The following is an 18,545-nucleotide window of genomic DNA, read 5'->3' as shown; positions in this document are numbered from 1 at the left end:
CGCAGCAGACTTGCAAGACCGCCCGCCAGTTTACGCCGAAAACGCCCCCGCCCCACGTGCCGCCTCGGAAACGATCCAGCGCCGGAAGCTCTCGAGCGGCGCATAACCGGCGCGATCAGGCATACAGGCAAGATAATAGGCCTCCTCGCTTTGCACTTCCCCCGCAACAGCCGCAACCAGACGCCCGCTTCGCAACTCTTCCTCGATCATGAAGGAAGGAATGAGCGATACGCCGAGCCCCGCACCTGCGGCTTCGGCATTGGTGGTGAACTGATCGAAGAGCATGCCGTGCACATTGTCGAAACGCACCTCATGGCTGCGAAACCATTGTTCCCAGGCATCCGGCCGGGTCGTCATATGCAGCAGCGGCACTTGCAACAGATCGCCCGGCCTTGAAAGTCCATGGCGCTCCCTGAAGGCCGGGCTGCAAACCGGAACGACCTTTTCATGCATCAGGAAAACCAGCTCGGTGCCCGGCCAGTGCGGTAGGCCGAAATGGATCGCCGCATCAACGGTATCGGTCCGGAAATCGAACAGTGACGACCGCGTTAAAAGATTGACCGAAACACCCGGATGCCGAGCGATGAAATCGGGAAGGCGCGGCACGAGCCAGCGCGTGCCGAAGCTGGGCAGCACACCGAGATTGAGCGTGCCCCCATCCGGATTGGCACGCAGATTTAGCGAAGCGGTCGATATGCGCCGCAGTGCTTCGCGAATTTCCCGCGCATAACCCTCCCCCGCCCTTGTCAGCCGGATCGTCTGCCGCTCGCGGAGAAACAGCGCCACACCAAGCTGTTCTTCCAGCGCCAGGATTTGCCGGCTGACCGCGCCCTGCGTCAGGCCCAGTTCCCTCGCCGCGGCGGTGACGCTGCCCGCGCGCGAAGCGGCTTCGAAGGCCGCCAGCAGCGAAAGCGACGGCATAAAACGGCGCGGTGGCAGAACCATATTCCCTCACGGAATGAACTCTTGACGATATGTCGATATTCAACAGGCACGACCGCTTGTAAAGTCTCATAAACAAGGGCTTGCCACTCATACGAAAAACAAATGAACTGGCCCGGAATATGGTGGAATGATGTATAACGACCCCCGCTCGCACGGCCTCTGGGAAAAGACCGCGCCGCAGCCGCCCGTAACGTCCGCTTTGCAGGGCTCGGCGGTTGCCGATGTCGTGGTCGTCGGTGGCGGCTTCACCGGGCAATCCGCTGCCCTGCATCTTGCTGAAAGAGGCGTAGACGTCGTCCTTCTCGAAGGCAAGGAAATCGGCTTCGGCGGCGCAGGCCGTAATGTCGGCCTCATCAATGGTGGTATGTGGGTCATGCCAAAGGAATTGCCGGGCGTATTGGGCGAGGTTTATGGGGAACGCCTTCTCGGCCTTTTGGGTGATGCGCCGCTGCTCGTGCGCGCATTGGTGGAGAAACACGAGATTCCCTGCGAGATCGAAAAAAACGGCACTTTACATTGCGCTGTCGGCGAGAAGGGCCTCACCGAAATTCGCGAGCGCTGTGAACAATGGGCTGCGAGGGGCGCACCCGTCCGCATTCTCGATGCCGATGAAACGGCAATGCGCACCGGCAGCACGGCTTATTCCGGCTCTCTTCTGGACACTCGCGCCGGCACGATCCAGCCGCTTGCCTATGTTCGTGGTCTCGCGGCCTCCGCACAAAAGGCAGGCGCACGACTGCACATTGCAAGCCCCGTGGTGGCGACCGAACGCAGCGGTGGACAATGGGTGGTGAAGACGCAGCAGGGAGCGGTAACCGCCAACTGGATCGTCGTGGCCACCGAAGCCTACAGCACCGGCCCATGGCAGATTGTCCGCGACGAACAGACCTACCTGCCCTATTTCAATTTCGCCACCAAGCCGCTCGGCGACAACCTTAAAAAAAGCATTTTGCCGGGCCGTGAGGGCTGTTGGGATACGAAGGAAATCCTCTCATCCTTCCGCATGGACAAGGCCGGCCGACTGGTGTTCGGCAGTGTCGGCGCCCTGCGTGGCACCGGCGCCGCCATTCACCGGGCTTGGGCGAAGCGCTCGCTGAAGCGGCTTTTCCCCCAGCTCGGGGATACGGAATTCGAATGTGAATGGTATGGTCAGATCGGCATGACCGACAATGCCGTACCGCGCTTTCACAAATTCGCAGACAATGTCGTCGGCTTTTCAGGATATAACGGCCGCGGTATCGCACCGGGCACCGCCTTCGGTAAGATAATTGCGCACCATATTCTGGGTGACATAGCCGAAAGCGACCTGCCTCTGCCGATAACGGAACCCAAGGCACAGGCTTTCCGTGCGGTGAAGGAAGCTTACTACGAAGCTGGCGCACAGATCGCCCATTTCGCCGGCGAGCGTTTCTAATCGGACATGCGGGCAGTTATGCTTGCAATGTTGGGCGCAGACCCGAACATGACGAATGCAAGGTTTTCGAACTTTTTCACTGCCCCGCACCCGCCAAAGCTGCGGCCTTTTCCCTGACCCATCGATATATTCTTGAAAATATAATGATTGCCCTATAGGCCTATCGATATATTCAACAGAATATCTCGAACCGGGGGTAACAGATAATGAGACTTTTGCGTCGCAGCTTCTTCAAAACCATTGCCGCCGCCACCTCCTTCTGGGTGGCAGCTTCCTTTGTGGGTGTTCCGGCCCATGCCGCCGAAAAGGTTACGGTCTTTGCCGCCGCGAGCATGAAAAACGCGCTCGACGCTATCAATGCCGAATGGGCAAAGGACAGCGGCAACGAAGCGACCGTTTCTTACGCCGCAAGCTCCGCGCTTGCCAAGCAGATCGAGCAGGGCGCGCCGGCGGATATCTTCATTTCCGCTGACCTTGCATGGATGGATTATGTTGCCGAAAAGAAGCTGATCAACGCTGACAGCCGCTCCAATCTTCTCGGCAATCGCATCGTTCTCGTCGCTCCCGCAGACAAGGCAAAGCCAGTCGATATCAAGCAGGGTTTTGATCTTGCTGCTCTCGTGGGCGATGGCCGTCTGGCCATGGGCGCGGTCGATTCCGTTCCCGCCGGCAAATACGGCAAGGCCGCTCTGGAAAAGCTCGGCGCCTGGTCTTCGGTCGAAAAGAAAGTCGCCGGCGCGGAAAGCGTGCGTGCCGCCCTGTTGCTCGTCTCGCGCGGCGAAGCGCCCTATGGCATCGTTTACCAGACCGACGCCGCCGCCGATCCGGGCGTGAAGATTGTTGGTACTTTCCCGGAAGACAGCCACCCGCCGATCATCTACCCGGTCGCCATTCTTTCGGAAGCAAAATCACCGGCAGCAAAAGCCTATCTGGATTTCCTGAAGTCGGCCAAGGCAACGCCCTTCTTCGAAAAGCAAGGCTTTACCGTTTTGAAGTAAGCTTGCCTCAGGCCCACCTCCCGGTGGGCCATGAAACTTGACAATTGCAGGATATGGCATTGCATTGGTGGACCCTCAGCCCCGAAGAATGGACGGCGATCAGGCTCAGCCTGTGGGTGTCCTCCATCGCCATGCTTGCCAGCCTGCCCTTCGGCATTGCGGTGGCCGTGGCACTTGCCCGCGGCCGCTTCTGGGGCAAATCGCTGCTGAACGGCATCGTCCACCTGCCGCTCATTCTGCCGCCCGTCGTCACCGGCTTTTTGTTGCTCGTTCTCTTCGGCCGCAGGGGCGCCATTGGGCAATTTCTCGATAGCTGGTTCGGCATCGTCTTTTCCTTCCGCTGGACGGGGGCGGCACTCGCCTGCGCCGTCATGGCTTTCCCGCTGATGGTGCGCTCCATCCGCCTCTCCATCGAGGCGGTGGACCGCAAGCTGGAAGAGGCAGCGGGTACCTTGGGGGCAAGCCCGTTCTGGGTATTCCTCACCGTCACCCTGCCGCTGACGCTCCCCGGCATCATCGCCGGCATGATCCTCGCTTTTGCCAAGGCCATGGGCGAATTCGGCGCGACCATCACCTTCGTGTCCAATATTCCCGGAGAGACTCAGACCCTGTCCGCCGCCATCTACACCTTCACCCAGGTGCCCGGTGGCGATGCAGGTGCATTGCGGCTGACCATCGTTTCCGTCGTGATTTCCATGCTCGCCTTGCTCGTCTCGGAGTTTCTGGCCCGCATCATCGGCAAACGGGTGAGCATGGAATGACGCTTTCGGTCTCCACCCGCCATCGCCTCGGCTCTTTCGAACTCGACGCGTCATTTGCCTCCGAAGGCGGCGTGACCGCACTGTTCGGACGCTCCGGCTCCGGCAAGACATCGATGATCCGCATCATCGCCGGCCTGCTGAGGCCGGATGAAGGAAAGGTCTCGCTCGACGGCGAAATGCTGGCCGATAGCGGAAACCGGCTGTTCCTGCCGGCCCATAAACGCCGTTTCGGTTATGTCTTTCAGGAGGCGCGGCTCTTCCCGCACCTCAGCGTGGCGCAGAACCTGAATTATGGCAGATGGTTCACCTCAGACAAAACCAAGGCTGTACAAGAAGACCGTATCGTCGACATGCTCGGCATCGGCCATCTCTTGCAGCGCCGTCCGAACAAACTCTCGGGCGGCGAAAAACAGCGCGTTGCCATCGGCCGCGCATTGCTTTCTTCCCCCAGACTGCTTTTGATGGACGAACCGCTCGCCTCGCTGGACGAACAGCGCAAGGCCGAGATCATTCCCTATCTCGAGCGGCTGCGCGACGAGACAAAAATTCCGATTGTTTATGTCAGCCATTCCATCCAGGAAGTCGCACGCCTTGCCGACCGCATCGTGGTGATGAAAGACGGTAAGGTGGAGGCGCAGGGAAATGCGGCCGATGTGCTCGGGAGACCCGATTTCAGCAGCCATCTGGAGCGGCGGGAAGCGGGCAGCATCCTGTCAGGGCGTATCGAAAGCTTTGATGAACGGCACGGGCTTGCCGCCATCAGAATAAGCACAGCGCTGCTTCAGGTTCCGGCAAAAAAGGGAGCATCCGGCAGCCCTGCGCGGGTGCTGATACCGGCTCGCGATGTGATGCTGGCTTTGGTGAAGCCCGAGGGCCTCAGCGCACTCAACATTCTCGAAGGCCATGTCGCAGATATCTCGGTCAGCGAGGACGGCATGGTGACGGTTCAGGTGGATTGCGGTGGCGATATCATCCAGTCGCGCATCACCGACCTCTCGCGAGAACGCCTGCAACTGCAGCCCGGGAAACCGGTTCATGCGATCATAAAATCGGCGGCTCTCGATCCGTATTGACCGCGTCCTCCGGATTGCGGTTGGCCTCCAGCCACTCAATATCCTGACGCAAGACCTCGACCATCCGCCTTTCCATGCCGCGATAGCGCTCAAGCAATTCCGTGCCGAAGGCGGTCAATGCCGCACCGCCTCCCTGCTTGCCGCCGCGCTGGGATTCGATCACCGGCTGCCTGAACATATGGTTCAGCGCATCGACCAGCAGCCATGCGCGGCGATAGGACATATCCATCGCCCGCCCGGCGGCCGAAATCGAGCCGGTCTCGACGATCAACTCCATCAACTCGATTTTGCCGTGGCCCAGGCGCTCGCCGGGGGGGAAGTCGATGCGGAGGACGGGTTTCAGCGGTGCTCTCGTTTCGTTCATCGCTCAGCGGTCCTGCCTATGAAGATCGCGATAGGCCTTTTGAGCGCCCGCAACCGGCAGCGCCATCGCCTCATAGACGCCGCGCGCCACCGCTCGCGCCATCACGATCGTGGCGAGATAGCAGAGCTCGGCGAAATGAACGCCGCCTTCAAGCGGCTTGTCGCCGGTCGCAGCCGCGAACATGGTGTCGCCATCGCTCGGCAAATGGGCAGGGAGAACCGCACGCGCCAGCCCGTCATGCGCCATGATGGACAGGCGGTGCGCCTGCGCCTTTGTAAGCGTCGCATCGGTCAGCACCGCGCCGATGGTTGTCGCCGTGAGATTGATCCCCTTGAGCCGCAGTGCGGTATGGTCCGGTTGGAAACGCTCCGGAAAACCGCAATCGCCGAATTCACCCTGCATTTCAAAAGGCGCGGACCAGAAATGGCAGCTTGTGCCGACCGTCGCGGAACCAAGCGCATTGACCGCGACGATGGCCGCCACCTTATAGCCGCCGGAACTGATGGCACTGGCCGAACCCAGACCACCCTTGAAGGTGGCGGTCGTCGCACCCGTTCCTGCACCCACCGTTCCAAGTTCGAACGCCTCGCGGCCTGCCGCCTTGAAGGCCGCATATCCCATCTCGCGATAGGGTGAATGCAGGCCCCAGCCCTTGTCGCCACCATTCAGCAGATCCATCAGGATCGCCTGGGGCACGATGGGCACGCGGGTGGAACCCACCTGCAACCCACGACCGATCTCACGCAACCCGGCCTGAACCCCGCCCGCCGCATCCAGCCCGAAGGCCGAACCGCCGGAAAGCACCAGGGCATCCACAGTTTCAACCGTCATCGCCGGGTCGAGCAGGCCGGTATCGCGCCCGCCGGGCGCACCGCCGAGAGCCGAGCCGGAGGCGATGGCGGACTTTTCGAAAACAATCGCCGTGACGCCGGAGCCGAGGGAAAGATCGGTGACATTGCCGACCGAAACACCGTCGATATCCGTGAGAAGATTGTTGCGTGTCGCCATGCCGTTCCCCTTTTCTCCCGGTATCCCGCCGCCGCAGGACACTGTCAACGCAAAAGGTGACGTGCCCGACCTTGGCGGAAAACCGTGATCAGGAGAAAACCGCCGTCCCGATAACCGGCGTCGAAGGAACAGCCATATCCCTCGGCTCCAACAGCCCGGAAAGAAATGCCTGATGGCCAGCCTCGATTGCACGGGCAAAAGCCTCCGCCATGCCGACCGGGTTACCCGCCCCGGCAACCGCCGTGTTGAGGAGGACGGCATCGTAACCAAGTTCCATCACCGTCACCGCATGTGACGGCCGGCCAATACCGGCATCGACGATCAGCGGCACATCGGGAAACCGCGCCCGCATCGATTTCAGCGCCGTCAGATTGAGCGGCCCCATGGCGCTGCCGATCGGCGCACACCATGGCATCAGCACCCTGCAGCCGGCCTCCAGCAGCTTTTCGCCCGCGACAAGATCATCAGTCGTATAGGGAAAGACCTCGAAACCCTCGGCGCAGAGGATTTTCGCCGCCTCCACCAGTGCAAAGACATCGGGCTGCAAGGTATCGTGATGACCGATGACTTCGAGCTTGATCCAGTTGGTGCGAAACACCTCACGGGCCATCTTCGCCGTCAGCACCGCTTCCTTCACGGTGTGGCAACCGGCGGTATTGGGCAGGATATGGCGATCCAATTCGCGGATCAGCTCGAAAAACTGACCGCCTTTCTTGCCCCCCGCCATTTCCCGGCGCAGCGAAATCGTCAGAATATCCGTATTGCTGACCCGCACCGCATCGGCAAGCACGGCGGGAGACGGATAACGCGCCGTGCCAAGGAGAAGGCGGGACGCGACCTCACGGCCATAAAGCGTCAGCATGGCCTCAACCTCCCTGCATTGGCGAAAGGATTTCGACACGGTCGAACGCCTTCAGTTGATAATCGGCGCGCTCTTCCGAATGCACCAGCTCGCCATTCACTGCCGTCGCCAGCCACCCGCCTTCATATTCAAGGTTGGCGAGCAACCCGGCCAGCGTCTCGGCGGCAAGATCAAGCTCGTCGCCATTCACCAGAAGTTTCATGATCCTTTTCCTTTTGAATAAGAGTTTGGCAGACGATCTCAACCGCCTTGCGCGCCATCGCCGGCGAGAGCAGAAAGCCGTGCCGGTACGCGCCGTTGATGAAGATGGTCCCGCCGTCTTGCGTGACATCAGGCAGATTGTCGGGATAGGCCGGGCGCACGCCCGTGCCGGTCTCGATGATTTGCGCTTCCGCAAAGGCCGGATGCACGGCATAGGCGGCATTGAGGAATTCCATCATCGAACGGGCGGAAATCGCCCCGGTCTCCTCCGTCTCGATCATCGTCGCGCCCACCATGAAGCGGCCAGGCTCGCGCGGCACGATGTAAAGCGGTATGCGCGGATGCAGCAGTCGGACGGGACGGGAGAAAGAAATGTCACGGGTGGCGAGATAAAGCATCTCTCCCCGCACGCCGCGAAGGTTGCAAATCTCCCCCACCGCCGCAGATCCGGTGCAATCCACCACCCGGTCGAACCGCTGTTCATCCAAAGGAACACCCATATGGAACTGCACACCCATCGCGCAAAGCCGCTCATGCAGCGATTTCAGAGCAAGGCGCGGATCGAGATGCCCTTCGCCCGGGAAATAAAGTCCGGACCGGAACCGGCCGGCAAGATCGGGCTCCAGATCGGCGATTTCGCCTTCATCCACCCAGCAATAGCCGCTGGTCCGCGATGCAAAGCGCGATAGCTCCGCCTTGTCACGGACGGGTGCGACGACCAGCGTGCCGTTGCGGACCACCAGGCCGGAGGTCGCCTCGTCCCACCAGTCGAGCGCGGCCCGGCCGAGCTTCAGAACCACCTCTTCAGCACTTTCACGCTCGCACCAGGGCGCCAGCATGCCGCCCGCGTAGAACGACGCCCCGCGAGAAGGCTCGGCATTGCGCTCCGACACCTCGACAGTAACGCCGCTCCGCGCCAGTTCGAAGGCCGCCGTCAATCCGGCGACCCCCGTTCCCTTGACAAGCACGCGCATTTTATTCGGCATTTGCAGGCGTCGGCAGCGGCATATAAAGCTCGCCGCCTTCCTTGAAGCGGGCGGCCATCGCTTCCAGCCCCTCTTTCTGCGCCTCGGCGCGGATATCGTGGGAAATCCGCATCGAGCAGAATTTCGGCCCGCACATGGAGCAGAAATGCGCAACCTTGTGCGCCTCCTTCGGCAGGGTCTCGTCATGGAAGGACCGCGCCGTATCCGGGTCCAGCGACAGATTGAACTGATCCTCCCAGCGGAACTCGAACCTTGCGCGTGACAGCGCATCATCCCGCACCTGCGCAGCCGGATGCCCCTTTGCAAGATCGGCAGCATGGGCGGCGATCTTGTAGGTGATGACACCGACCTTCACATCGTTACGATCCGGCAGGCCGAGGTGTTCCTTCGGCGTGACGTAGCAAAGCATCGCCGTGCCAAACCAGCCGATCATCGCCGCACCGATACCTGACGTGATGTGGTCGTAACCGGGTGCGATATCGGTGGTCAGCGGTCCAAGCGTATAGAAGGGCGCCTCGCCGCAGGTCTTCAGCTGCTTGTCCATATTCTCCTTGATCTTGTGCATCGGCACATGACCAGGGCCTTCGATCATCACCTGGCAATCTTTCGCCCAGGCGATCTGTGTCAGCTCGCCCAGCGTTTCCAGCTCCGCGAACTGTGCGGCGTCGTTGGCATCGGCAATCGAGCCGGGACGCAAGCCATCGCCCAGCGAGAAGGAGACATCGTAAGCCCGGCAGATATCGCAAATCTCATCGAAATGCTCATAAAGGAAGCTTTCGCGATGATGATGCAGACACCACTTGGCCATGATCGAGCCACCACGCGAGACGATGCCGGTGACGCGGTTGACGGTGAGCGGAATGTAATGCAGCCGCACGCCGGCATGGATGGTGAAATAATCCACGCCCTGCTCCGCCTGTTCGATCAGGGTGTCGCGAAACACCTCCCAATTCAGATCCTCGGCAATGCCATTGACCTTCTCCAGCGCCTGATAAAGCGGCACTGTGCCGATCGGCACCGGCGAATTGCGGATGATCCATTCGCGGATATTGTGAATGTTGCGCCCGGTGGAAAGGTCCATGACGGTATCCGCACCCCAGCGGATCGCCCAGACCATCTTCTCCACCTCTTCCGCCATGGAGGAGGTGACGGCGGAATTGCCGATATTGGCGTTGATCTTCACCAGAAAATTGCGGCCGATGATCATCGGCTCGAGTTCCGAATGATTGATATTGGCGGGGATGATGGCCCGGCCCGACGCCACTTCCTGCCGAACGAATTCCGCCGTCACGTAGTCAGGTATATGTGCACCAAAGCTCTCACCATCGCGGACCAACTTCTCCTTTGCCGCCTCGCGCCCGAGATTTTCGCGGATGGCGATGAATTCCATTTCCGGCGTAATGATGCCGGCCCGCGCATAAGCAAGCTGTGTCACCGCCTTGCCGGCCGTCGCCCTGAGTGGCTGATGGCGCACGGTAAATTCGGGCGTCAGGCGCTCGCCGGTGGCAAAGCCGTTATCCTCCGGCTTGACGTGCCGCCCTTCATAAGTCTCGACATCGCCGCGCGCCATGACCCAGTCGTGGCGCAGTCGCGGCAGACCCTTTTCAATCAGAACGGGATGTGTGGGATCGGTATAGGGGCCGGAGGAATCGTAAACCGTCACTGGCGGTTCGCCGGCTGTCGGGTGCACGGCGATCTCGCGCATCGGCACACGGATGTGCGGATGCAGTATCCCTGGCTTGTGGATTTTCGTGGAAGCAGCATGCGGTCCGGTGGTGACCGAAAGCGGAAGATTCTTGGCAGCGATATTCATCTTGAGGCTCCAAAGTTTGACAGTGGAGACCCAGTTCGAGCCGGAATGATGGAAAATACCGCAGCGCCGACAGCGCATTGCACACGCCAGCCGACCGTCGGTCTTTGCACCGTCCCTACGCCAGTATGAACTGGATCAGGTTCAACGGGTCACTGCGCATGAAAGCAGAATCTCAGCCCCTTGACGGGACACCCCTGGTGAATGGCCACAGGAAAAAACACCCGCCGCCTTTTGTCAAGGCCGCCGATCAACGCTTGGCAAAGGTGCGGGAATGGCGCATGCTGCCGTTAGTTGTAATTAACCTAACGGTTTAGGTGAATATTATCGTTTGCGACATAACGATAAGCACAAACCTTCCTAATGTTAATTTCATTGGAGATACGTCGGAATGAATGCGACTATTCGTGAAATACTGGCAAAATTCGGCCAGCTTCCCACCCCCGTCGATACGATTGCAGATGAAGCAGATCTTTATGCGGCAGGCCTTTCTTCCTTTGCATCGGTGCAATTGATGCTGGGTATCGAAGAAGCATTCGATATCGAGTTTCCCGACAATCTGCTGAACCGCAAGTCCTTCGCCAGCATCAAGGCCATTGAAGACACCGTTAAGCTCATTCTGGATGGTAAAGAGGCTGCCTGATGAACGTGACCGTAGCGCCGCAGGATGAAACGCTGTCCGCGCGCGCGGGCCGTGTCGCGACCATTTCCGCCAAACATGCAGACGAAGTGGATGTCACCGGCCGCTTCCCGCAGGAAGCTGTCGATGCATTGCGGCAGGAACACCTGCTGGGCATCCAGGTCCCCGCCTCCCTCGGCGGCGAAGGCGCATCCCTGCAGCAAATCGCCGATATCTGCGCCCGGCTCGGCCAGGCCTGTTCGGCAACCGCAATGATTTTCGCCATGCATCATATCAAGCTGTCCAGCCTGGTGGAACACGGCGAGGCAAGCGCGTGGCATGCGGAGTTCATGCAACGCATCGCCAGCGAACAGCTTCTGCTCGGCTCCGCCACCACCGAAGGCGGCATTGGCGGCAATCTGCGCAACTCCATCTGCGCGATCGAGGTCGAAGGCGACTTTTGCCGGCTGGAAAAGGATGCCACCGTCATTTCCTATGGCAGCAACGCCGATGCGATCCTCATCACCTCGCGCGCCCACAAGGATGCCGCGCCGGCCGATCAGGTGATGACCGTTTTCCTGAAAAACCAGTACACGCTCGAAAAGACCCATGTCTGGGATACACTCGGCATGCGCGGCACCTGTTCGGACGGCTTTCTGTTCCGAGGTGAAGCGCCGGCGGCGCAAATTTTCCCGAAGCCGTTCGCGGAAATCGCCGCGCAATCCATGCTTGCAAGCTCGCATCTCCTGTGGAGCGCCGTCTGGTATGGCATCGCCTCGGATGCCGTGCTGCGCGCCCAGTCTTTCGTCAGAGCGGCGGCACGCAAATCACCCGGCACCGCCCCTCCCGGCGCGATCCGGCTTGCCGAGGTTTCCACCAAGCTGCAGGTTGTGAAATCCAACATCATCGCCGGCATCAAGGCTTACGAGGACACCAAGAGCGATGCCGAAAAACTGATGTCCATGGCCTTTGCTGTTGCCATGAACAATGTGAAGATCTGCTCTTCGGAAACCATTCTCGAGATTATCGATCACGCCATGCTGGTCTGCGGCATCATGGGTTACAAGAACGGCACGCCCTATAGCCTCGGCCGCCACCTGCGCGACGCGCACTCCGCGCGCCTGATGATTTCCAACGACCGTATTCTCGGCAATTCCGCCAATCTCCTGCTGGTTCACAAGCAGGACACCAGCCTCTTGGGATAAGACCATGGACATGCAAACATCGTTCCTCGATCGACTGTTCGAAGAAGGCCTGCTGATTGAAACGGGTGTGGACGGTCTTTATGGACGCAGCGGCCAGTTCGAGGACGTCATCGCCGCATTCGAGCGGCTGATTGACCGCACGGGCGCTGCCGATGGCGCCGAAGCGATCCGTTTTCCGCCTGGCATCAACCGCGCCTATTTCGAAAAAAGCGGCTACATGAAGAGCTTCCCGCAGCTGGCCGGCACAGTCCATTCCTTCTGCGGTTGCGAGCTTGACCATGTCAGCCTTCTGAAATGCATGGATGAGGGTGACGACTGGACCAAGGACCAGAAAGCCACCGACATCGTGCTGACGCCGGCAGCCTGCTATCCCCTTTATCCGACGATCGCCAAGCGCGGCGCGTTACCTGCCGGCGGCGGTCTCTATGACATCCAGTCCTATTGCTTCCGCCATGAACCCTCCAAGGATCCGGCGCGCCAGCAGCTTTTCCGCATGCGCGAATATGTTTGCATGGGCACCGAGTCCGACGTCACTGAATTCCGCCAGACCTGGATGGATCGCGGCGTCGAAATGATGAAGGCGGTCGGGCTCGACGTCACCATCGATGTTGCCAACGATCCTTTCTTCGGCCGTGCCGGCAAGATGCTCGCCAACAACCAGCGCGATCAGAACCTGAAATTCGAACTGTTGATCCCGGTCACATCCACGACCAGCCCGACGGCCTGCATGAGTTTCAACTACCATCAGGATGCCTTCGGCCAGAAATGGGGTCTGAACCTCGCCAACGGCGATGTCGCCCATACCGCCTGTGTCGGTTTCGGCCTTGAGCGCATTGCGCTGGCGCTGTTTGCCCATCATGGTCTGGATGTGAAGAAATGGCCTGCAAAGGTCGTGGAAACCCTCTGGGGCTGATTATCCATGCGGCAGATTTTTCCCGGTCTCGACCCCAAAAACTATGTGCAGCACCCGCTCCATTCCTCCGAAAGAATGTGGCCGGAAACCAATTGCTACATTGATTTGTGGATCGAGGTTCTGGCCTCGAAAGGCTTAGCCCCGGAAGCCATGTTCGGTTTCACGCTCACGCAGGACTTTGAGGGTGACCAGTTCACCTTCTTCAAGGTGCCGCTGGAAGATCTCGAAGCGCTTTATGGCATTCGCGCCACCGAACTGGCGATCTTCGACCGGGTGGAAAACCACATTGAGGCGCAGCTGGAGCGCGGCCGCATCTGCCTGATCGAGATGGACAGTTTCTATATGCCCGACACCCATGGGGTGGGCTATCAGAAGGAACACGGCAAGACCACCGTCGCCATCAACAGGCTCGACCTAGCGAACCGGGAACTCGACTATTTCCACAATGCCGGCTTTTTCCATCTGTCGGGCGAGGATTTCGACGGATTGTTCCAGCACCATCTGGCCGAGACCGATCCGCCCTTCCTGCCCTACACCGAATTTGCGAAATTCGCAGACAGCGATCCGTCACCGGCCCATATTCGCAAGACAGCCGAGCGGTTGCTGAGATTTCATTTTTCGCGGCGGCCATCCGCCAATCCGGTCAGGGCTTTTTCAGCCGTGTTTCCGGCGCAGGTGGAAAAGGTTGCGGACAGGCCCTTCGGCTTTTTCCACAAATATGCCTTCAACACGCTGCGCCAGCTCGGCGCCAATTTCGAACTGGCGGCAAGCCACCTTGAATGGCTGGACAAGCAAGGTTTTTCCGAAGCAAGAGAGCATGCGCTGCGCATCTCCGAGGTCGCCAAGACCGTGCAGTTCCAGCTTGCCCGCGCCGTCACCCGCCGTAAGTTCGATGCGCTGGCATCCGTGCTCGATCCGGCAGCGGATGCATGGGATGGTTTGATGGAAAGCCTTGCGGCGAAACTATCTGATGCCAGCGAGGCCGCGTGAGGACCTATTTTCCGGGCGAAAGCGAGGAATTGCTGAGTGAAGGCTGGACGCTGACACTGACGCCTGCCGATGCCTGCGAAACCCCCTCCGACATTCCGGCAGCGCTTGAAAGCCTGCACGTCTCCGTACCCGGCACGGTGGCACAGGCCCTGGAAGAAGCCGGGAAATTCAATCGGTTTGCCCCTGTCGCGCTCAACGACAAGGATGCATGGTATCGGCTGACAATGATTTCCGATGCGCGGGAACGGGCCACGCTGCGCTTCGACGGCCTTTCCACCATTGCCGAAATCTTCTTCAACGGTGAGCTGATCGCCGCCAGCCAAAGCATGTTCGAAAGGCTGGAAGTGCCAGTCGCGCTCACTGGCGCGGACGAACTTTCGATCTGCTTCCGAGCACTTGCACCACGGCTCGAAAAGACCGGTCCGCGCGCCCGCTGGCGTCCGCAGATGATGAATACGCAAGGGTTGCGGCTGATCCGCACCACCGCACTCGGCTATATGCCCGGCTGGTGCCCGGAAATCCATGCCGCAGGCCCATGGCGGCCCATCAACCTCATCAAACAGGAAAGCGTGCTTTGCACCCTGCGATCTTCGCTTGACGATACCGGCAGGGGGAAGGTCAGCATCGTTCTCGAAGCGAACCGCGATATCCAGTCCGCACGGGTGATCTGCGCTGGTTACAGCATCAATCTTTCGAAGGGCGAAGACGGCAAACTCCTCGGCGAACTGCTTATACCCGGGGTCGAAATCTGGTGGCCGCACACCCATGGCAGGCCCGCACTGCACGACATCATTCTGGAGCTGGATGGCAAGCAACACAGGCTTGGGCGCACCGGTTTCCGCCAGGTGGAGATCGATCACGGCGAGGACGGCAACGGTTTCGGGCTCAAGGTGAACGGGGAACCCGTCTTCTGCCGCGGCGCGGTCTGGACGACGGCCGACATCGTGCGCCTGCCGGGAACACGACCGAATTACGAGCCATGGCTCAAAAAAGCTGCCGAAGCCGGCATGAACATGATCCGTATTGGCGGCACCATGGCCTATGAGACGCCGGAATTCTTCGCGCTTTGCGATGAACTCGGCATCATGGTCTGGCAGGACGCCATGCTTGCCAACTTCGACTACCCGGCAAAAGATGATGGCCTGCGCCAGCATATCGTTACGGAAATCTCGCAATTCCTCGAGGCGACAGCGCTTTCTCCGTCACTCACCGTTTTCTGTGGCGGCAGCGAGATGTACCAGCAGGGCGCCATGCTCGGCCTGCCGGAACAGATATGGAAGGCGACGCTCACCGAGGAGATTATTCCGGATGTGATGGCTGAGAAACGGCCGGATACGGCCTATGTCACCAACTCCCCCTCCGGCGGCGCGCTGCCATTTTCCCCCAATGCCGGGGTTGGTCACTATTATGGTGTGGGCGCCTATTGCCGTCCGCTGGAAGATGCCCGCCGCGCCGATGTGCGCTTTGCCGCCGAGTGCCTGGCCTTTTCCAATATTTCCGAACAGGAAACGCTGGACAAATATCTTCCCGGCGTGGCCGTGCATGATCCACGCTGGAAAGCTCGCACGCCGCGCGATCGCGGCGCGTCCTGGGATTTCGAAGATGTTCGCGATCATTATCTGAAGCTGCTTTACGACGTTGAGCCGGACGTTCTTCGGCGCGAGGACGGCGGGCTTTATCTCGACATGTCACGCGCAGCAACTGCCGAGGTCATGGAAACGACCTTCGCCGAATGGCGGCGCAGCGGTTCCTCTTGCCGGGGTGCGCTGGTCTGGACCCTGCAGGATCTCGTTCCCGGCGCTGGCTGGGGTATCATCGACGCCACCGGCCGGCCCAAATCCGTCTGGCACGCGCTGAAAAGAGCGTTCCGCCCCATCCAGCTCAGCCTTTCCGATGAAGGCACCAACGGGCTGGATATCCATCTCATCAACGAAACCGGCGACGGCTTTGAAGCCATGCTGGAGCTGACCTGCCTGCGCGACGGCATGCAGCCGGTCGTGCACGCCAAACGCCCGCTGACGCTTTCACCGCGGCAGAGCCATATAATTGCCGCAACAGATTTGTTCGGCGCTTTTTTCGATACGACCTATGCCTATCGTTTCGGCCCGCCATCCCATGATGTCACGGTCGCCCGGCTTCGTGATGTCGCAACCGGGCTCGTCATCGCCGACGCCTTCAATTTCCCGCTCGGCCGGAAAAAGGCGCTGCATGCCGCCAATCTGGATCTGGATCTCAGCGAAACCAACGGCAACTGGTCGCTCGAAATCGGTACAGACCGGCTGGCGCAATCCGTCCACCTATCGGCGGAAGGCTATCGGGCTTCGGAAAACTGGTTCCACCTCGCCCCCGGCGAGAGCAAGACAATCAATCTTATGCCGGAGGCCGGAACAATCGAAACGCCACCTTCCGGAGAGGTGGTATCACTGGGTTCCGGCCGACGCTTCTCCTTTTAGAGCCAGCCGTGTCACCGCATCGATAAAGATCGTTTTTGCTTCCGGTGTCGAAAGATTGTGGTCGGCATCGGCAATAATTGTCAGCGATACGTTGTGATAGGCAGAAAGCCCGCGACCATCGGCATCGAAATAATAGCGGAAATGCTCAAGCCCGTCGTCATTGTCGCTGTAGAGCAGGCTGACGGCGGTGCCCTTTGCCTTGAGTGAATCGAAAGCTCCGTATACGGCGCGCCCTTCTTCACTGCCCCGGCGGAACAGCCTTGCCGTTTTTGTCGAGAGCTTCTTCATCGTCGCCTTGACGATGTTCAGCCCGGCACTGACAACATCCACATCGCCGCTGAAGAGACGTTTGAATGTCGCCCCCTGGCGAAAACGCTGGCTGTACTCCCCAAACGAGCGCGGCCGCTTGTGCAAGGCTTCATCCACCGAGCGGCCTTTCTGCCAGTGGAAGACGACCGGATTGACCGCAGCTACTGCGCTGATCCGAGCATCCGCAAGCGCGCCGTTAAAAGCGAGATAGGCGCCGCTGCACCGGCCGGCCGCGATGAAGGGACCTTTGCCGCGCCGCTCGAGAAAATCGAGGGCGGCAGAGACATCGTCATTCTGCGAGACATCGTAAAGAACCTGATCCGGAACGTTTTTGACCGGCGGGCTGTCGGCAATATTGGCCGCATCGAAGCGTAGCGAAGCGACGCCGGCACGCGCAAGTACACGGGCGGTCTGCACGGAAAGCCTGCCCCAGCCCGCATGCCGGTCATAGGCGGCACCAAGCAGAAGGACCGAAGAAACCGGTTGCCGATGATCCGGCTCGCAAAAGATGCCGAAAAGCCGTCCGCCCTCGCCAAATTGCACCGGCTGTTCGAAAAAACCCTGGCCGCGCTGCGGAGCGTTGATGGTGAAATCTTCCTGGAGTGCCGCGGGGTTCCCGACTTGGGTCTGTGACAAGACCCAATCCAACAGTCGGTTCACGACATCGCTTGATATTTTCGAAAGCGTCGGGCTGGAAACAAGATCGTCATAACCCGAAAACGCCGCCTCCTTCACCTCACCGCCAATCGCCGCAAGATGTCTGGCGAGATCGCTGTCGGTCACCCGACCGGCTCTCGAAAGCACAAGGACATTGGGGGCTGGAACAGTTTCGAGACTGGAGAGATTGATCTTCTTGATCGTATCCGCAACACCTGACGGCATGGTCATTCCGGCGATCGCCCCGGGCTGTGCCGAACGTTGCCCCGGCAACAGACCAAGACCATCATCAATCATGGAAGACCACATCGCCAGTTCACGCAGATAGGCGCGACCGGAAACGACTGGCGCCAGAAGAACCATGGAACCGATGGCGGAAGCGCCGGCAAATGCCTGAACTGCAATCGCACAACCAAGACCCTGCGCGACGACGACAATCCCGGAGCAGCCGGAAAGACGCTTCAGATACTCAAACGCCGCGCGCGTGTCGGAAAGCCAGTCCGCCGCCCGACCGACATCTTCCGGATCGAGCGCGTCGCCTGAGCCAAGATAGTCAAAACGCAGGCTGGCGACGCCGGAAGCGGCCAGCCGCTCGGCCAGAACGCGCTGGAACTTACGGCTGCATAGCTCTTCCATTCCCCACGGGCTGACGAAAAGAACGGCATGATCCCGTTGCACATCTTTGCGCGCCGGATGAAAAATACCGGCAAGCCCTTCAAAAGAAACAGGATGCGCGATCGTCCCATCCGCTGCAATGTCGAAAAGCTGCCGTGACTCAAGGGGAGATTCGCCGCCTGCACACTCTGAAATATCTATCGCCATCGACCTTGCCACTATTGCGCCAGCGTCTGGCTCAACCACTACGGGATCACTATACCCAAGTGTCTTAACGCCTGTTCTACACTAAAAACAATAATATTAGAGAATTCTAAAAATACTGTCGCATTTATATCGATTGCGACACACGGGTTGCAAAA

17 protein-coding genes and 1 riboswitch are annotated in these 18,545 nt (G+C 59.8%); of the genes, 9 read left to right on the top strand and 8 right to left on the bottom strand.

The annotated features are described in order from the left end of the window. Positions 1-30 precede the first annotated feature (30 nt). Positions 31-945 (bottom strand): LysR family transcriptional regulator, encoded by a 915-nt coding sequence (locus ACQZ5F_RS23845; protein WP_448731108.1) that lies wholly within the window; start codon positions 943-945, stop codon positions 31-33. Positions 946-1,075: 130 nt separating this feature from the next. On the opposite strand from ACQZ5F_RS23845, the gene ACQZ5F_RS23840 reads away from it, so the two are divergent. The 4 genes from ACQZ5F_RS23840 to modC all read left to right on the top strand — a co-directional run bounded on the left by ACQZ5F_RS23840 (position 1,076) and on the right by modC (position 5,191). Continuing rightward, entirely contained in the window at positions 1,076-2,359 is a 1,284-nt protein-coding gene (locus tag ACQZ5F_RS23840; RefSeq protein WP_448731112.1) for an NAD(P)/FAD-dependent oxidoreductase, read from the top strand. Positions 2,360-2,565: 206 nt separating this feature from the next. After that, on the top strand, positions 2,566-3,357 hold the full coding sequence (modA, locus tag ACQZ5F_RS23835; RefSeq protein WP_137085305.1) for a molybdate ABC transporter substrate-binding protein: 792 nt from the start codon (positions 2,566-2,568) through the stop codon (positions 3,355-3,357). 53 nt (positions 3,358-3,410) lie between these two features. Further along, a complete protein-coding gene (modB, locus tag ACQZ5F_RS23830; RefSeq protein ID WP_046799475.1) occupies positions 3,411-4,118 on the top strand; it encodes a molybdate ABC transporter permease subunit in 708 nt (235 codons plus the stop codon). Further along, positions 4,115-5,191, top strand: coding sequence for a molybdenum ABC transporter ATP-binding protein (gene modC, locus ACQZ5F_RS23825; protein ID WP_448731107.1), 1,077 nt, complete (start codon positions 4,115-4,117; stop codon positions 5,189-5,191). Before modB ends, modC begins: the two co-directional genes overlap by 4 nt. Here the strand turns inward: modC and ACQZ5F_RS23820 are convergent. From ACQZ5F_RS23820 to thiC, 6 genes are all read right to left on the bottom strand, one after another. Continuing rightward, positions 5,160-5,555: a winged helix-turn-helix domain-containing protein gene (locus ACQZ5F_RS23820; RefSeq protein WP_225338297.1), complete on the bottom strand. Its 396-nt coding sequence runs from the start codon at positions 5,553-5,555 to the stop codon at positions 5,160-5,162. The two genes, modC and ACQZ5F_RS23820, sit on opposite strands and share 32 nt — an antisense overlap. A gap of 3 nt (positions 5,556-5,558) precedes the next feature. Beyond that, the gene (locus tag ACQZ5F_RS23815; RefSeq protein WP_448731106.1) at positions 5,559-6,563 is read right to left on the bottom strand and encodes a P1 family peptidase; all 1,005 of its coding nucleotides are present in this window, start codon (positions 6,561-6,563) and stop codon (positions 5,559-5,561) included. Between the two features lie 88 nt (positions 6,564-6,651). Further along, a complete protein-coding gene (locus ACQZ5F_RS23810) occupies positions 6,652-7,425 on the bottom strand; it encodes a thiazole synthase (RefSeq protein ID WP_448731105.1) in 774 nt (257 codons plus the stop codon). A 4-nt stretch (positions 7,426-7,429) separates the two neighbouring features. Further along, on the bottom strand, positions 7,430-7,627 hold the full coding sequence (gene thiS, locus ACQZ5F_RS23805; RefSeq protein WP_137085315.1) for a sulfur carrier protein ThiS: 198 nt from the start codon (positions 7,625-7,627) through the stop codon (positions 7,430-7,432). Further along, entirely contained in the window at positions 7,596-8,600 is a 1,005-nt protein-coding gene (gene thiO, locus ACQZ5F_RS23800) for a glycine oxidase ThiO (protein WP_448731111.1), read from the bottom strand. The genes thiS and thiO overlap by 32 nt, the downstream gene beginning before the upstream one ends. 1 nt (position 8,601) lies before the next feature. After that, positions 8,602-10,425, bottom strand: coding sequence for a phosphomethylpyrimidine synthase ThiC (gene thiC, locus ACQZ5F_RS23795; RefSeq protein WP_052818793.1), 1,824 nt, complete (start codon positions 10,423-10,425; stop codon positions 8,602-8,604). A gap of 94 nt (positions 10,426-10,519) precedes the next feature. Then, positions 10,520-10,631, bottom strand: a riboswitch (TPP riboswitch). Positions 10,632-10,813: 182 nt separating this feature from the next. On the opposite strand from thiC, the gene ACQZ5F_RS23790 reads away from it, so the two are divergent. From ACQZ5F_RS23790 to ACQZ5F_RS23770, 5 genes are read left to right on the top strand one after another with little or no spacing between them, the layout of a single operon-like run. Further along, positions 10,814-11,065, top strand: coding sequence for an acyl carrier protein (locus ACQZ5F_RS23790; protein ID WP_003504852.1), 252 nt, complete (start codon positions 10,814-10,816; stop codon positions 11,063-11,065). Continuing rightward, the gene (locus tag ACQZ5F_RS23785; protein WP_225338294.1) at positions 11,065-12,246 is read left to right on the top strand and encodes an acyl-CoA dehydrogenase family protein; all 1,182 of its coding nucleotides are present in this window, start codon (positions 11,065-11,067) and stop codon (positions 12,244-12,246) included. The genes ACQZ5F_RS23790 and ACQZ5F_RS23785 overlap by 1 nt, the downstream gene beginning before the upstream one ends. Positions 12,247-12,250: 4 nt before the next feature. Next, positions 12,251-13,159, top strand: a complete 909-nt coding sequence (locus ACQZ5F_RS23780; RefSeq protein ID WP_263647200.1) for an amino acid--[acyl-carrier-protein] ligase — start codon at positions 12,251-12,253, stop codon at positions 13,157-13,159. 6 nt (positions 13,160-13,165) lie between these two features. Further along, complete coding sequence (locus tag ACQZ5F_RS23775) at positions 13,166-14,149, top strand: DUF1839 family protein (RefSeq protein WP_225338293.1); 984 nt, start codon at positions 13,166-13,168, stop codon at positions 14,147-14,149. Further along, positions 14,146-16,602 carry a glycoside hydrolase family 2 protein gene (locus ACQZ5F_RS23770; protein WP_225244970.1) on the top strand — a complete coding sequence of 819 codons (2,457 nt, stop codon included), beginning with the start codon at positions 14,146-14,148 and terminating at the stop codon, positions 16,600-16,602. The genes ACQZ5F_RS23775 and ACQZ5F_RS23770 overlap by 4 nt, the downstream gene beginning before the upstream one ends. Here the strand turns inward: ACQZ5F_RS23770 and ACQZ5F_RS23765 are convergent. Beyond that, complete coding sequence (locus tag ACQZ5F_RS23765; RefSeq protein ID WP_225338292.1) at positions 16,570-18,390, bottom strand: serine aminopeptidase domain-containing protein; 1,821 nt, start codon at positions 18,388-18,390, stop codon at positions 16,570-16,572. The two genes, ACQZ5F_RS23770 and ACQZ5F_RS23765, sit on opposite strands and share 33 nt — an antisense overlap. Positions 18,391-18,545: the final 155 nt, after the last annotated feature.

This window comes from Agrobacterium sp. 22-210-1 (assembly GCF_053522525.1).
The sequence above is the reverse complement of the archived record's forward strand: the minus strand, read 5'-3'. Positions and strand labels throughout refer to the sequence as shown.

Excerpts from the sequence above, each read along its gene's own strand:
- ACQZ5F_RS23845 (WP_448731108.1), bottom strand. The coding sequence starts at position 945 with ATGGTTCTGCCACCGCGCCGTTTTATGCCGTCGCTTTCGCTGCTGGCG.
- ACQZ5F_RS23840 (WP_448731112.1), top strand. The coding sequence starts at position 1,076 with ATGTATAACGACCCCCGCTCGCACGGCCTCTGGGAAAAGACCGCGCCG.
- modA (WP_137085305.1), top strand. The coding sequence starts at position 2,566 with ATGAGACTTTTGCGTCGCAGCTTCTTCAAAACCATTGCCGCCGCCACC.
- modB (WP_046799475.1), top strand. The coding sequence starts at position 3,411 with ATGGCATTGCATTGGTGGACCCTCAGCCCCGAAGAATGGACGGCGATC.
- modC (WP_448731107.1), top strand. The coding sequence starts at position 4,115 with ATGACGCTTTCGGTCTCCACCCGCCATCGCCTCGGCTCTTTCGAACTC.
- ACQZ5F_RS23820 (WP_225338297.1), bottom strand. The coding sequence starts at position 5,555 with ATGAACGAAACGAGAGCACCGCTGAAACCCGTCCTCCGCATCGACTTC.
- ACQZ5F_RS23815 (WP_448731106.1), bottom strand. The coding sequence starts at position 6,563 with ATGGCGACACGCAACAATCTTCTCACGGATATCGACGGTGTTTCGGTC.
- ACQZ5F_RS23810 (WP_448731105.1), bottom strand. The coding sequence starts at position 7,425 with ATGCTGACGCTTTATGGCCGTGAGGTCGCGTCCCGCCTTCTCCTTGGC.
- thiS (WP_137085315.1), bottom strand. The coding sequence starts at position 7,627 with ATGAAACTTCTGGTGAATGGCGACGAGCTTGATCTTGCCGCCGAGACG.
- thiO (WP_448731111.1), bottom strand. The coding sequence starts at position 8,600 with ATGCGCGTGCTTGTCAAGGGAACGGGGGTCGCCGGATTGACGGCGGCC.
- thiC (WP_052818793.1), bottom strand. The coding sequence starts at position 10,425 with ATGAATATCGCTGCCAAGAATCTTCCGCTTTCGGTCACCACCGGACCG.
- ACQZ5F_RS23790 (WP_003504852.1), top strand. The coding sequence starts at position 10,814 with ATGAATGCGACTATTCGTGAAATACTGGCAAAATTCGGCCAGCTTCCC.
- ACQZ5F_RS23785 (WP_225338294.1), top strand. The coding sequence starts at position 11,065 with ATGAACGTGACCGTAGCGCCGCAGGATGAAACGCTGTCCGCGCGCGCG.
- ACQZ5F_RS23780 (WP_263647200.1), top strand. The coding sequence starts at position 12,251 with ATGGACATGCAAACATCGTTCCTCGATCGACTGTTCGAAGAAGGCCTG.
- ACQZ5F_RS23775 (WP_225338293.1), top strand. The coding sequence starts at position 13,166 with ATGCGGCAGATTTTTCCCGGTCTCGACCCCAAAAACTATGTGCAGCAC.
- ACQZ5F_RS23765 (WP_225338292.1), bottom strand. The coding sequence starts at position 18,390 with ATGGCGATAGATATTTCAGAGTGTGCAGGCGGCGAATCTCCCCTTGAG.